This is a genomic window from Microvirga arabica, from assembly GCF_016811235.1.
Classification (GTDB): domain Bacteria; phylum Pseudomonadota; class Alphaproteobacteria; order Rhizobiales; family Beijerinckiaceae; genus Microvirga; species Microvirga arabica.
Genome location: NZ_JAFBID010000009.1, coordinates 75,177 through 87,906, shown reverse-complemented (window position 1 = coordinate 87,906; position 12,730 = coordinate 75,177). Strand labels below are relative to the sequence as shown.

The window sequence follows — 12,730 nt, the reverse complement described above, 5'->3', positions numbered from 1 at the left end:
GATCGAGCCCAAGAGGGCTCTCTCGGGCCATCAAGGCCGGAGACCTTCCCCTGCACCGCCATTGGCCGGCTGCGAGGCCCTCTCCAACCGGGAGACTTACAATTCGTGATAGTGCCGCCCTTGATAGACCAGGGGCGATTTTTGTTCGCCGAGCCTGATGCCGATGATCTCACCGATGATCACGTGGTGGGTGGCGACCACCCGGGCATCGCTGATCCGACAGTCGAAGGAAACGAGGCTCGTCGTGAGGGCGGGCGAGCCGGTCTCCAGGGTCTCCCACTGCCCTCTGTTGAAACGCTCCGCCCCCTGCAGGTCGGCGCGGCCGGCAAAAATGTCCGCCAGTTCCACATCGGCCGCCGCGAGCGTGTTCACGCAGAAGACCCGGTTCGACAGCAGGGCCTGAGCCGACCGGGAACCCGTGTTGACGCAGACCAGGAGCGAGGCCGGACTGTCGGTCACCGGAGTCACGGCCGTGGCCGTGAAGCCTCCGCGGCCGGCGGGGCCGTCGGTCGTGACCACATGGACCGCACCCGCGACCCGGCTCATGCCCTCCCGAAAGAGCAGGGCATCCGAGCCGGAGGTGGAATGCGGGGAGGCTTGTGTCTTCAAGATCATAATCCGAGCAAGCCTCTTCCACTCTTTTGGGCTGAGCACAAGGCCGTTACAGCCATATGGTTCTTCCGCCCCGGCAAGGGAAGCGGGCGCCTTTGGGCGCCGTGCCGCACATTCAGGCAGCCTCTGGGACGATTTTTCATCATTTGGCGTGATAGGAATCTTAACAGTACGTTGTGGAATGAAAATCGTTTTGCTAGAGACACCCGCACCTTACGTCAGGCTTGGCGATGTTCACGCATCGTGCTTTCCTGCATCGTTTCCCAAAAATGACCCCGTTCCAGAGGGGCAAGGGTAGGACATGGAAATCTTTGTGCAGCAGCTCATCAACGGGCTGACTCTAGGCTCGATCTACGGGCTCATCGCCATCGGCTACACGATGGTCTTCGGCATCATCGGCATGGTGAACTTCGCCCACGGTGACGTCTTCATGCTCTCCGCTTTCATCTCGCTCATCTTCTTCCTGATCCTGACCGCATGGCTCGGGATCTCGTCCGTGGTGCTGGCACTGTTCTTCGTGCTGATCATCGCCATGGTCCTCACATCCCTGTGGGGCTGGACGGTCGAGCGCATCGCCTACCGGCCCCTGCGCGGCTCGTTCCGCCTGGCGCCGCTGATCTCGGCCATCGGCGTCTCGATCTTCCTGTCCAACTTCGTCCAGGTCGCCCAGGGCGCGCGCAACAAGCCGACGCCCCCGATGGTCCAGGACGTAATCGTGCTGTTCCAGGGCGCGAGCGGCTACAACGTCGCCCTCTCCTACAAGCAGATCATCATCATGGTGGTCACGGCGGTGCTGCTGACGATCTTCTGGTACGTCGTCCAGAAGACGTCGCTGGGCCGCGCCCAGCGCGCCTGCGAGCAGGACCGCAAGATGGCGGCGCTTCTCGGCATCAACGTGGACCGGACGATCTCGCTCACCTTCGTGATCGGCGCGGCCCTCGCGTCGGTCGCCGGCACCATGTACCTCCTGTATTACGGCGTGGTGAGCTTCAGCGACGGCTTCGTGCCGGGCGTGAAGGCCTTCACGGCCGCGGTCCTCGGCGGCATCGGCTCGCTCCCAGGCGCGGTTCTCGGCGGCCTGATCATCGGCCTCATCGAGACCTTCTGGTCGGCCTATTTCTCCATCGAGTACAAGGACGTGGCCGCGTTCTCGATCCTCGCCATCGTTCTCATCTTCATGCCCTCCGGCATTCTCGGACGGCCTGAGGTCGAGAAGGTTTAAGGAGCCTGACCGTCATGAACGCTCCTTCCATCACCACGACGGCCAAGACCGACACGGTGTCGCGAAACTTCGACATGGCTGCTGCCTTCAAGGACGCTCTCAAGGCCGCCTTGATCACCCTTGGCCTGTCCATCCCGATCCTGGCCTACAAGACGGACCAGAGCGGCGCCGACCTCTTCCTCACGCCCCGCTGGGGCCTGGTGGCGATCGTCTGCGCCATCGTGTTCGGCCTGCGCCTGGTGATTCATGCCTTCACGGCGTCGCGGGCCTATGCCAGGGCGACTCCATCCGCCCGCCAGGCGACGGAACCCGTCCATGCGATGCCGAGCGCATTCCAGCATGTGTCCAGGTTCGCGATTCCCTTCTTCCTCGGCATCGCCATTGCCTTTCCGGTCCTGATCTACCTGATCCAGGGCGGCCTCAACGAGTCGCGCTACTGGGTCGATCTGGGCATCCTGATCCTCACCTACGTGATGCTCGGCTGGGGTCTCAACATCGTGGTGGGCCTCGCGGGCCTGCTCGATCTGGGCTACGTCGCCTTCTACGCGGTCGGCGCCTATTCCTACGCCCTGCTCTCGACCACCTTCGGCCTGTCGTTCTGGATCTGCCTGCCGCTCGCGGGCATTTTGGCGGCCTTCTGGGGCATGATCCTCGGATTCCCGGTGCTGCGTCTGCGCGGTGACTACCTCGCCATCGTGACGCTCGCCTTCGGTGAGATCATCCGCCTGGTGCTCATCAACTGGGTCGATCTGACCAACGGCGGCGCCGGCATCTCGTCGATCCCGCGCGCCACCTTCTTCGGCCTGCCCTTCACGGCGGGCGAAAGCGGTTTCGCCGCCACGTTCGGGCTCGAGTTCAACGGCATGCACAGGATGATCTTCCTGTACTACCTCATCCTGGCGCTGGCTCTCCTGACCAACTTCGTCACCATGCGGTTGCGCAAGCTGCCCGTGGGACGCGCCTGGGAGGCCCTGCGCGAGGACGAGATCGCCTGCCGGTCGTTGGGCATCAACACCACGAACACCAAGCTGACGGCGTTTGCCATCGGGGCCATGTTCGGCGGCTTCGCGGGATCTTTCTTTGCGGTTCGCCAGGGCTTCGTCTCCCCGGAGAGCTTCAACTTCCTGGAATCGGCGATCATCCTGGCCATCGTGGTCATGGGCGGCATGGGATCCCAGATCGGCGTGGCGATTGCCGCTATCGTGCTGGTCGGCGGCCCCGAGATCCTGCGCAACCTCACTTTCCTTCAAGCCGTCTTCGGCTCGGGCTTCGACCCGAACGAATACCGCCTGCTGCTCTTCGGCATGGGCATGGTGGCGATGATGGTGTGGCGTCCGCGCGGCCTGATCTCGGAACGTGAACCCTCGGTGATCTTGAAAGAGCGCAAGGCCATTTCCGGCTCGCTCGTGAAGGAAGGACACGGCTAATGCGCTGGCTGCAGGATCCCATCCTCGACGTACAGCATCTCACGATGCGCTTCGGCGGCCTCGTGGCCGTCAACGACCTCTCGTTCAAGGCCGGGCGCGGCGAAATCACCGCGCTCATCGGGCCCAACGGAGCCGGCAAGACAACGGTCTTCAACTGCATCACCGGCTTCTACAAGCCGACGGAGGGCATGATCGCCCTGCGCAAGCCGGACGGCTCGCACCTGCTCCTGGAGCGGCTGCCGGGGTACGACATCAACTGGAAAGGCAAGGTTGCCCGCACCTTCCAGAACATCCGCCTGTTCTCCGGCATGACCCTGCTCGAGAACCTGCTGGTGGCCCAGCACAACCCGCTGATGATCGCCTCCGGATTCACCTTCCTCGGCGTCCTGGGCCTCGGCGGCTATCGCAAGGCCGAGAAGGAGGCCATCGAGAAGGCGAAATTCTGGCTCGAGAAGACCCGCCTCATCCACCGGGCGGATGAGCCGGCCGGCGACCTGCCCTACGGCGACCAGCGCCGCCTGGAGATCGCCCGCGCCATGTGCACCGACCCGCTCCTGCTCTGCCTGGACGAGCCGGCGGCCGGCCTCAACCCGCGCGAGTCGCTGGAGCTGAACCAGCTCCTGCTCTCGATCCGCGAGGAACAGGGAACCTCGATCCTCCTGATCGAGCACGACATGTCCGTGGTGATGGAAATCTCCGACCACGTGGTCGTGCTGGATTACGGCGTCAAGATCTCGGACGGCCTGCCCGTCGAGGTCAGGAACGATCCCAAGGTCATCGCCGCCTATCTGGGCGTAGCCGACGACGAGGTCGAGAAGGTCGAAGCGGAGATCGGCCTATGAGCACCGCCGGAGCAAACATCGCGATGCAAAATCCCCAGGCTTCCACTGCCCGCCAGCCGCTTCTGAGCGTGCGCGGCGTGAAGACCTATTACGGCAACATCATCGCCCTCAAGGGCGTGGACATGGATGTCAACGAGGGCGAGATCGTCACGCTGATCGGGGCCAACGGCGCCGGCAAGTCGACGCTGATGATGACCATCTTCGGCAATCCGCGGGCCCGCGAGGGCACGATCACCTATGCGGGGCGGGACATCACCAAGATGCCCACCCACGAGATCGCCCGCCTGTCGATCGCCCAGTCCCCCGAGGGCCGGCGCATCTTCCCGCGCATGACCGTGTTCGAGAACCTCCAGATGGGCGCCTCCATGAACGGGCTGGCCCATTTCGACCAGGATCTCGAGCGGGTCTGCACCCTGTTCCCGCGCCTGAAGGAGCGCCTCCAGCAGCGTGGCGGCACCCTGTCGGGCGGCGAGCAGCAGATGCTGGCCATTGCCCGGGCGCTCATGAGCCGCCCGAAGCTCCTCCTCCTGGACGAGCCGTCGCTCGGACTGGCGCCCCTGATCGTGAAACAGATCTTCGAGATCATCAAAGAGCTCAACGAGAAGGACGGCATGACGGTCTTCCTCGTGGAGCAGAACGCCTATCACGCTCTGAAACTTGCCCATCGCGGCTATGTGATGGTGACGGGCAACATCACCATGAGCGGCACCGGCAGGGAACTGCTCGAAGACCCGCAGGTCAAAGCGGCCTATCTCGAAGGGGGGCATCACTGATGCAGGGCATCCTTTACGAAGAGCCGTCATTCTGGCTCTTCCTTCTCATCACCGTGATCATGGGCGGCTGGGCGGCCTGGATGACCGGTCGGGCCATCGCGCTCACCTGGCGTCCCTTCTGGACCCTGATCCTCTACCTGTTCATCCTGGGCGCGGCAGTGCGCTTCATCCACTTCGCCCTGTTCGGCGGAACCCTGCTGTCGATCCATTACTATGCAGTCGACACCATCGTCCTGCTGATCATCGGGGCGCTCGGCTTCCAGTACCGCCGGGCCCGCATGATGACCACGCAGTACCGCTGGCTCTACGAGCGGACCGGGCCGTTTTCCTGGCGGGAAAAGGCTTCTGCTACCAAGGGCTAAGCTAAAAAGATTCCCAGGTGACATCCGCTGAAAAACCAGCATGATGTCCCTCGGATGACGGGTCTCCCGTCAAACCGGCCCCACGAGGAAGAGGGGCCTATAAAACCACCCAGAGGAGTGACCTCATGAAAAAAATGCTGTTGACCGGCGTGGCGCTTGGTCTTGGCCTCGCCTTCTCCAGCGCTGCCAGCGCCCAGATCAAGATCGGTGTTGCTGGCCCCATCACCGGCCCGAACGCGGCCTTCGGCGCTCAGCTGAAGAACGGCGTCGAGCAGGCTGTCGCGGATATCAACGCAGCTGGCGGCATCAACGGCCAGAAGCTGGAACTCGTCGTCGGCGACGACGTCTCCGACCCCAAGCAGGGCGTGTCGGTGGCGAACAAGTTCGCGGCCGAAGGCGTGAAGATGGTTGTCGGCCACTTCAACTCCGGTGTCTCGATTCCTTCTTCGTCGGTCTATGAAGAAGCCGGCATCGTCATGGTGTCCCCGGCCTCGACCAACCCGACCTTCACCGACCGCGGCATGTGGAACACGTTCCGCACCTGCGGCCGCGACGACCAGCAGGGCCTCGTTGCCGGCAGCTACCTCGCCGACAAGTTCAAGGGCAAGAAGGTCGCGGTCATCCACGACAAGACTCCCTATGGCAAGGGCCTTGCCGACGAGACCCAGAAGGCCATGAACGCCAAGGGCCTCAAGGAAGTGGTCTATGAAGGCGTCAACCCGGGCGAGAAGGACTACTCCGCGCTCGTGTCGAAGCTGAAGCAGGCCGGCGTTGACGTGGTCTACTTCGGCGGCCTCCACACGGAAGCCGGCCTCATCATCCGCCAGATGCGCGACCAGGGCCTCGCTGCCCCGCTCATGTCGGGTGACGGCATCGTGTCGGCCGAGTTCACCTCGATTGCCGGCCCGGGCGCCGAAGGCACCCTGATGACCTTCGCTCCGGATCCGCGTAAGAACCCGGCGGCTCAGGAAGTCGTGAAGAAGTTCCGCGCCAAGAACTACGAGCCCGAGGCCTACACCCTCTACAGCTACGCCGCGGCTCAGGTCCTGGCGGAGGCTGCTAAGCAAGCCAACAGCACCGACGGCAAGAAGGTTGCGGACAACATGAAGGCCGGCAAGCCCTTCAAGACCGTGATCGGCGACCTCACCTTCGACAAGAAGGGCGACATCACCCGTCCGGACTACGTGGTTTACGTCTGGAAGAAGGGCGCCGACGGCAAGATCGACTACTCCGGCAACGAACTCAACATGTAATCGACCGGCCTGAAAGCCGATAGATCGGAAACCCGCCCTGGCAACAGGGCGGGTTTTCTTATGAGTGCTCTTATTTAAAGGATGGCACAGACATTGCCCACGCTCACCCTGTCCCTGCTCGCGGAGCCATATGCCGTCTGCCGCTTCCCGACTGGTGCGCCCGTCAGGCTGCCCGAACCGGGCGCCTTCTCGCTCCTGGTCCAGGCCGTCGAGGAAACCACCCTCGCCTGCCCGCTTCACCAGGCGCCGCCCGAGGCGGAAACCGACGCGGGCTGGCGGTGCTTTCGGATCATGCAGAACTTCGACTTCAATGTGCCGGGAATCCTCGCCTCCGTGCTCGAACCCTTGGCCAAGGCGGGTATCGGCATCTTCGCCACCTCGACCTTCAGCACCGATTATGTGCTGGTGAAGGAGCGGGACGCGGAGCGCGCGATGGAAGCCCTGCGGATTGCAGGGCACCGGGTCGACGTCTGACGTCAGGCGCGCTCGATCCGCGCCGCGAAGCACCCGCGCCGGGCAAAGTGCGCGTCCACATGCGCAACCTCCGGGTTGGCGAGGAAGCGCTCGATCAGGCTCACCACATCCCCGCCCTCGCCCACCTCGGCATCGACGATGAACGCATTGGCATCATAGGCGCGCAGGGATAGAAGCCGGTCCCGCAGCATCGGCGGCAGCTCGCCCCGATAGCTTCCCGTTTTCGCAGAACGGCTGACGAAGATCGGCCCGGCCGCACGATATGGCGAGGCGGGATTCGTCTGGTGGACGTGGTTGAGCAGCAGAAGCTCCTCGCCATCAGCGACCCGCTCCAGGGCGATCCGGCAGGGATACATGTCGGAGGCATCGGCAACGACCCTCTTGGCCCCGAGAGCCTTGAGGGAGGATTCATCGAGCTGAAACAACGTGGCGAAGGGTTCGATATCGAGGCCGCGGATCTGAAACGTCATGGGTGATCTCCTGTGAGAGACCGCCAGCATGACAAGTCTGCCCCGGGTCAACGACCCGATTCCTGCGCAGCCTTATCCAAGGCGTCCGAGCGCCGGGAACGTCTCCAGGAGCCAGAACGACATGTTGGTGATCCAGCCGGTGAGGAACGCGATGCCCGTTAGGACGAGGAGCACCCCCATGGTCCTCTCGATCAGCACGAAGCGGGAGCGTACCCGCTTGAGAAGCGCCACGAAGGGCTTCATGGCGAAGGCCGCCAGCAGGAACGGAATGCCCAAGCCCGCCGAATAGGCGGCCAGCAGCAGCGCTCCCTGGGATACGCTGTCCTCCGAACCTGCCACGGTGAGGATCGCCGCCAGCACCGGGCCGATGCAGGGGGTCCAACCAAAGGCGAAGGCCAATCCCATCAGATAGGCGCCCCAGAGCCCGACAGGCCTGTTCACGCTGAACCGCGCCTCCCGGTAGAACAGGCCGATCCGGAAAACACCGAGAAAGTGCAGCCCCATGACGATGATGGCGATGCCCGCCACGGTGCTCAGCACATCGAGGTATTGCCGGATCACCTGCCCGAGGGCGGACGCGGTGGCGCCGAGCAGCACGAAAACGGTGGAGAAGCCCGCCACGAACAGGAGCGCGGCCAGAACGGCCCTTCTGCGCACGGCGCGGTCGTCACCCGCGCTCAACTGGTCGAAGGTGGTGCCGGCGAGAAACGACAGATAGGGCGGCACCAGCGGCAGCACGCAGGGACTCAAGAAACTGATGAGGCCACCAAGGGCCGCGGCCGGGAAGGAGACGCTGAGCATGACAAGCCTTCTATCCTGTCGTTCCTGTCTTAGAAAGCCGATGAAACGCCGCTTCGCCAGCTTGTGAAGGGGCCCGGTTTCCGGTTTGCTGATGGCCATGACCCAAACCCGCAATCTCATCACCGATGTGCCAGGCCTTCGCGTCGGCAATGCCCACGACGGCGCCCTCGGCTCCGGCGTTACGGTGGCGCTCTTCGACGAGCCGGCTGTCGCCTCCTGCTTTGCCATGGGCGGGGCGCCCGCCACCCGCGAGACCGATCTGCTCGATCCCGACAAGATGGTGCCGGGCATCCACGGCGTCGTCCTCTCCGGTGGCTCCGCCTTCGGCCTCGATGCATCGAGCGGCGTTCAGGCCTATCTCAGGGAACAGGGAGTCGGCTTTGCGGTCAGGGAAGCCCTGGTGCCCATCGTCTGCCAGGCCTCCAGCTTCGATCTCATCAACGGCGGCAACAAGGATTGGGGCCGTTATCCGCCCTATCGCGAGCTTGGATATCAGGCAGCGGCACAGGCCGGGCACGACTTTGCCCTCGGCACCGCCGGCGGCGGCTACGGCGCCACAACGGCCAACCTGAAGGGTGGGCTCGGCTCGGCAAGCACCGTCACCTCTTCCGGACACATGGTCGGCGCGCTCGTGATCGTGAATGCCGTCGCCTCTGCCGTGATCGGCGATGGCCCGCATTTCTGGGCCGGAGCCCATGAGCAGGGCAGCGAATTCGGCGGGCTGGGGCTCCTGCCTCGGGTCAGCCCCGAGATGCGTTCGCTCATCTGGAAAGGCGGACCTCAGCCAGCCACCACCATTGCCTTGATCGCTACCGATGCGGTTCTGACGAAGGCGCAGATCAAGCGCCTCGCCATCGCGTCCCATGCCGGCCTCGCCCGGGGCTTGCGCTTCTCCCACGCCCTGTTCGACGGCGATACGATCTTCGCCGCCGCCACTGGGCGCAAACCCCTGCGGGACGAGGCAGCGGAGTTCACGGAAATCACCGCGCTGGCCGCTGACTGCCTGACCCGCGCCATCGCCCGCGGCATCTACGAGGCAACCGCCCTGCCCTTCCCGGACGCGCAGCCGGCTTGGAGAGATCTGTTCAAGAACAATGCCCGAGGCTAGTGCAGCACCGCTCCCCCTGCGGCAGAGCAATATTCAGGGTCTTCGCTGAACCGCAACAGGAACCCCGCCATGCGGGCTTTGAGACCGTTCTGGGCTCTCCCAAGCGTACGATCCAGAACTGCCTGTACATTCTCGGTCGAGGCCAGGAGAGCGGCAGCCAGCCGTGGGGATGCGGCTGCGACGAGCTTCGCCCAGCGCTGAGCCTCGCCGGCATCGATCGCAAATCGGGTGCGCACCAAATCCATGAGCCTGTTCTGCGAACAGGCCGGGCGGATCATGAGGAGTGTGGTCTCACAGCCGAACAGATCCTGGGCAGCCCCGCACATCGGGATCAGGTAGGCGACCGCAGGCCCGTGCTCCTCCGTTGCTGGAATTGGGATAGGGCCACGCAGCTGATCGAAGAGACCGGCCGTGATCCGCATCAGGCTCTCGCTCAAAGTGCATTGCGCGCCTTCATCCGTGAAGACGACCCGGTCCCCGGCCCTTAAATCGATCTGGGACAGCCGGTCTTCCATCAAGCTGTTGCAGGCAAGCAGCCGTCCGTTTCGGGTGAGGACGGCCGCCGGGACGTCCATGAACTGCAGGGCGGATACGACGGAACGGGCCTGCCGCAATCCGAGGCGGCTGAACAGAAGCGAGGCGCGGGCAAGATGGGACCTGAGCCTGTCAAGCCGTGCCCTTAGCCTGTCGTCCATCGGCCCATGGTCGAACGGGCGCTCAAACCGCATGGTGATGTTGCCGCCCCCGGGGATCTGCATGATCGCCCCAGCGGACCACCCGGCTCCGCGCGGCCGGATGAAGTCCCTGTACAGGGGAACGGAATCGAGCTCGCCCGGCGCGAAGATCTCCGTCTCGTCGAAGAACCGGAGCTGCCGCCGCTGGCTGGCCCTGTCGGACCAGTCATTCCGCAGATGCCATCCCCGGCGTAGAAGTCCTGCAGGATCGGGCCGAAACGGTCTGTGGCCACCCAGGATCTTGTGCCGCTTCCCGACACGACGACCATGGAGCCGCCTTCGACACCCGCGAAGGCCGAAATCTGCTCAAGAACCTTGAACCATCCCTCGGGAGTTACAGCAGCCTCATAGATGTCACTGATCAGCGACCGGTCGTTGCCCAGCATTCAGCCCCCCATAACGGCGGGGCCAATCATAAACGTTCCAATATCTCACACAAGCACTTCCCCTCTAAATATATAGGATAACGTTCCGGCAGAGGGGATCACAACCGAGGATATAAGTTTTAAAAGCGCTCCGCCCGGTAGGGTTGTGGATTGACCACTGGCTGCTCTCCCGTGATCATTTCTGCAAGAAGCCGGCCCGTCACCGGGCCCAAGGTGAGGCCGTGGTGTGCGTGGCCGAAGCCGAACCAGAGGTTCTTGTGCTTGGGCGCCGGTCCGATAACCGGCATCATGTCCGGCGTGCAGGGGCGCATGCCCATCCAGGGCTCTGGATCGACCCGCTCGCCCAGGGGGAAGAATTCCTTGGCGATCGGCTCGGCCCGCCCGAGTTGCACAGGCGTTTTGGGCGCATCGCGATGGGCGAATTCCGCTCCCGTCGTGAGGCGAATGCCCTTCGACATCGGGGCTAGGAAATAGCCGCGGTCAAAGTCGAGGGTCGGGCGGTTGAGCACCGCATTGCCCTGCGGCTTGTAATGCATGTGGTAGCCGCGCTTGACCGCCAGCGGCAGGCTGTAGCCAAGCTGCTTCGTCACCACGTCGGCCCAGGCGCCGAGCGCCACCACGACGGCGCCGGCCTCCACGGGTCCCCGCTCGGTCTGGACGCGCCAGCCGGTCGCGGTCTCCTCCAGGGTCTTGGCATCGCCCGCCGCCAACTCGCCGCCGAGGCGCTCGAACAGGCCGACATAGCCCATGGTGAGCAGGTGCGGATCCGACACGGAAGCCGGGTCGGTCCAATGGATGCCGCCCTTCGTCTCCACCTTGAGGTGCGGCTCACGCTCGGCCACGGCCCGGGTGTCGAGTGCATCGAAGTTGACGGCGAAGTCGCGCCTCACCTCTTCCGCATCACGCAACTGCTCGTCGCGGCTCTTCTCGTCGCGGAACACCTTCATCCAGCCGGTGGGGCGGATCAGGTGCGTGGAGCCGGATTCCTCGGCCAGCGCCATGTGCTCGGTGACGCTGCGCTCGATCAGGGGCGCGTACATGCGCGCGATCGCCTTGTGCTGTGCGGGACGCGAATGCATCCAGTACTGCCACAGGAACGGCGCGAGCTTCGGGATCGCAGCCCAGTGGTAATGGGCGTCGATGGTGTTGTTCAGCGCATAGCGCAGCAGCGCGCCGAAATCGTGCGGGAAGCCGTAAGGGTAGACACCCTCGCGCTGGATCAGGCCGGCATTGCCGAAGGAGGTCTCCTCGCCGGGCTTGCGCTTGTCGACGAGCAGGACCGACCGTCCGCGCTTCTGCAGATGCACGGCAATGGACACACCGACGATGCCGGCCCCGAGAACAACCACATCCTTACGCATGAAGGCCCTGCCCCATCTGCGGCGCCCTTCGAGGACGAACGGCGCGCTCGTATCGTTCAAACGAGGCCATCTTTACTCCTCCTGGACCGAGGCCGTCCACGGATTTCCTGCAGCAAGCGGACCTCTCCCCAGGCGAGTGGTATTGGACTGGTTCATTGCATCGCAGCCGATGTCCCGTTGCCGTGCGGGCAGGCTCGTGCTACCGGCGCGGCCATGACACGCCCCCTGCTCATCGCTCCCTCGATCCTGGCTTCCGACTTCTCCAAGCTCGGCGAGGAAATCCGCGCCGTCGACGCCGCCGACGCCGACTGGATCCACATCGACGTGATGGACGGCCATTTCGTGCCCAACATCACCATCGGACCGGACGTGGTGAAGGCCCTGCGCCCCCACACCCGGAAGGTCTTCGACGTGCATCTGATGATCGCACCGGTAGACCCGTACCTGGAGGCCTTCGCCAAGGCGGGCGCGGACATCATCAGCATCCATGCGGAGGCAGGACCGCACCTGCACCGGTCGCTCCAGACCATTCGGGCGCTCGGCAAGAAGGCCGGCGTGGTGCTCAACCCCGGCACCCACGAATCCGCCATCGAGCCGGTGCTCGACATGGTGGATCTCGTGCTGCTGATGACGGTCAATCCCGGCTTCGGCGGCCAGGCCTTCATCGGCTCCGTCTGCGAGAAGACCCGGCGGGTGAAGGCCATGATCGGCGACCGCGACATCGATATCGAGATCGACGGCGGCGTGACGGCCGAGACGGCCCCGCTGGTCGCTGCCGCCGGCGCCAACGCGCTGGTTGCCGGCTCCGCGACCTTCAAGGGCGGGCCTTCGGCCTATGCTGCCAACATGGCGGCCATCCGCGAGGCGGCTGAAAAGGCGCGTTGATTTTTGTGCGCCGGATCGGC

Annotated in this window: 14 protein-coding genes; 9 read left to right on the top strand and 5 right to left on the bottom strand. The window is 64.3% G+C overall.

What is annotated here, in order from left to right; genetic code table 11:
- Positions 1–96: 96 nt before the first annotated feature.
- Positions 97–615: a flavin reductase gene (locus tag JQC81_RS07110; RefSeq protein WP_210347089.1), complete on the bottom strand. Its 519-nt coding sequence runs from the start codon at positions 613–615 to the stop codon at positions 97–99.
- A 298-nt stretch (positions 616–913) separates the two neighbouring features.
- Between JQC81_RS07110 and JQC81_RS07105 the strand changes: the two genes are divergently transcribed.
- From JQC81_RS07105 to JQC81_RS07075, 7 genes are all read left to right on the top strand, one after another.
- Positions 914–1,834 carry a branched-chain amino acid ABC transporter permease gene (locus JQC81_RS07105; protein WP_203271113.1) on the top strand — a complete coding sequence of 307 codons (921 nt, stop codon included), beginning with the start codon at positions 914–916 and terminating at the stop codon, positions 1,832–1,834.
- Positions 1,835–1,848: 14 nt separating this feature from the next.
- Positions 1,849–3,261 (top strand): high-affinity branched-chain amino acid ABC transporter permease LivM, encoded by a 1,413-nt coding sequence (gene livM / locus JQC81_RS07100; RefSeq protein ID WP_376772376.1) that lies wholly within the window; start codon positions 1,849–1,851, stop codon positions 3,259–3,261.
- Positions 3,261–4,103 carry an ABC transporter ATP-binding protein gene (locus JQC81_RS07095; protein ID WP_203271112.1) on the top strand — a complete coding sequence of 281 codons (843 nt, stop codon included), beginning with the start codon at positions 3,261–3,263 and terminating at the stop codon, positions 4,101–4,103. The genes livM and JQC81_RS07095 overlap by 1 nt, the downstream gene beginning before the upstream one ends.
- Positions 4,100–4,876, top strand: a complete 777-nt coding sequence (locus tag JQC81_RS07090) for an ABC transporter ATP-binding protein (RefSeq protein WP_052003088.1) — start codon at positions 4,100–4,102, stop codon at positions 4,874–4,876. The genes JQC81_RS07095 and JQC81_RS07090 overlap by 4 nt, the downstream gene beginning before the upstream one ends.
- Entirely contained in the window at positions 4,876–5,238 is a 363-nt protein-coding gene (locus tag JQC81_RS07085; RefSeq protein WP_190844004.1) for a DUF6867 family protein, read from the top strand. Before JQC81_RS07090 ends, JQC81_RS07085 begins: the two co-directional genes overlap by 1 nt.
- A 125-nt stretch (positions 5,239–5,363) precedes the next feature.
- The gene (locus tag JQC81_RS07080; RefSeq protein WP_203271111.1) at positions 5,364–6,491 is read left to right on the top strand and encodes a branched-chain amino acid ABC transporter substrate-binding protein; all 1,128 of its coding nucleotides are present in this window, start codon (positions 5,364–5,366) and stop codon (positions 6,489–6,491) included.
- Positions 6,492–6,584: 93 nt separating this feature from the next.
- Complete coding sequence (locus JQC81_RS07075; RefSeq protein WP_203271110.1) at positions 6,585–6,965, top strand: ACT domain-containing protein; 381 nt, start codon at positions 6,585–6,587, stop codon at positions 6,963–6,965.
- Between the two features lie 2 nt (positions 6,966–6,967).
- Here the strand turns inward: JQC81_RS07075 and JQC81_RS07070 are convergent, their stop codons facing one another.
- Both JQC81_RS07070 and JQC81_RS07065 read right to left on the bottom strand, forming a co-directional pair.
- On the bottom strand, positions 6,968–7,435 hold the full coding sequence (locus tag JQC81_RS07070) for a DUF1203 domain-containing protein (protein ID WP_203271109.1): 468 nt from the start codon (positions 7,433–7,435) through the stop codon (positions 6,968–6,970).
- A gap of 72 nt (positions 7,436–7,507) precedes the next feature.
- On the bottom strand, positions 7,508–8,236 hold the full coding sequence (locus JQC81_RS07065) for a cytochrome c biogenesis CcdA family protein (protein ID WP_203271108.1): 729 nt from the start codon (positions 8,234–8,236) through the stop codon (positions 7,508–7,510).
- 97 nt (positions 8,237–8,333) lie between these two features.
- Here JQC81_RS07065 and JQC81_RS07060 point away from each other — a divergent pair, with 97 nt between their 5' ends.
- A complete protein-coding gene (locus JQC81_RS07060; RefSeq protein WP_203271107.1) occupies positions 8,334–9,344 on the top strand; it encodes a P1 family peptidase in 1,011 nt (336 codons plus the stop codon).
- Here JQC81_RS07060 and JQC81_RS07055 read toward each other — a convergent pair.
- A complete protein-coding gene (locus JQC81_RS07055) occupies positions 9,341–10,102 on the bottom strand; it encodes a hypothetical protein (protein ID WP_203271106.1) in 762 nt (253 codons plus the stop codon). The two genes, JQC81_RS07060 and JQC81_RS07055, sit on opposite strands and share 4 nt — an antisense overlap.
- A 481-nt stretch (positions 10,103–10,583) precedes the next feature.
- Positions 10,584–11,825 (bottom strand): NAD(P)/FAD-dependent oxidoreductase, encoded by a 1,242-nt coding sequence (locus JQC81_RS07050; protein ID WP_203271105.1) that lies wholly within the window; start codon positions 11,823–11,825, stop codon positions 10,584–10,586.
- Between the two features lie 213 nt (positions 11,826–12,038).
- On the opposite strand from JQC81_RS07050, the gene rpe reads away from it, so the two are divergent.
- Entirely contained in the window at positions 12,039–12,710 is a 672-nt protein-coding gene (gene rpe / locus JQC81_RS07045) for a ribulose-phosphate 3-epimerase (protein WP_203271104.1), read from the top strand.
- The last annotated feature ends 20 nt before the right edge of the window (positions 12,711–12,730 follow it).

Bases quoted from the DNA above. Each gene is read 5' to 3' on its own strand.
- JQC81_RS07080 (WP_203271111.1), top strand. From the start codon at position 5,364: ATGAAAAAAATGCTGTTGACCGGCGTGGCGCTTGGTCTTGGCCTCGCC.
- JQC81_RS07105 (WP_203271113.1), top strand. From the start codon at position 914: ATGGAAATCTTTGTGCAGCAGCTCATCAACGGGCTGACTCTAGGCTCG.
- JQC81_RS07055 (WP_203271106.1), bottom strand. From the start codon at position 10,102: ATGCAGATCCCCGGGGGCGGCAACATCACCATGCGGTTTGAGCGCCCG.
- JQC81_RS07090 (WP_052003088.1), top strand. From the start codon at position 4,100: ATGAGCACCGCCGGAGCAAACATCGCGATGCAAAATCCCCAGGCTTCC.
- JQC81_RS07110 (WP_210347089.1), bottom strand. From the start codon at position 615: ATGATCTTGAAGACACAAGCCTCCCCGCATTCCACCTCCGGCTCGGAT.
- rpe (WP_203271104.1), top strand. From the start codon at position 12,039: ATGACACGCCCCCTGCTCATCGCTCCCTCGATCCTGGCTTCCGACTTC.
- JQC81_RS07085 (WP_190844004.1), top strand. From the start codon at position 4,876: ATGCAGGGCATCCTTTACGAAGAGCCGTCATTCTGGCTCTTCCTTCTC.
- JQC81_RS07065 (WP_203271108.1), bottom strand. From the start codon at position 8,236: ATGCTCAGCGTCTCCTTCCCGGCCGCGGCCCTTGGTGGCCTCATCAGT.
- livM (WP_376772376.1), top strand. From the start codon at position 1,849: ATGAACGCTCCTTCCATCACCACGACGGCCAAGACCGACACGGTGTCG.
- JQC81_RS07095 (WP_203271112.1), top strand. From the start codon at position 3,261: ATGCGCTGGCTGCAGGATCCCATCCTCGACGTACAGCATCTCACGATG.
- JQC81_RS07050 (WP_203271105.1), bottom strand. From the start codon at position 11,825: ATGCGTAAGGATGTGGTTGTTCTCGGGGCCGGCATCGTCGGTGTGTCC.
- JQC81_RS07070 (WP_203271109.1), bottom strand. From the start codon at position 7,435: ATGACGTTTCAGATCCGCGGCCTCGATATCGAACCCTTCGCCACGTTG.
- JQC81_RS07060 (WP_203271107.1), top strand. From the start codon at position 8,334: ATGACCCAAACCCGCAATCTCATCACCGATGTGCCAGGCCTTCGCGTC.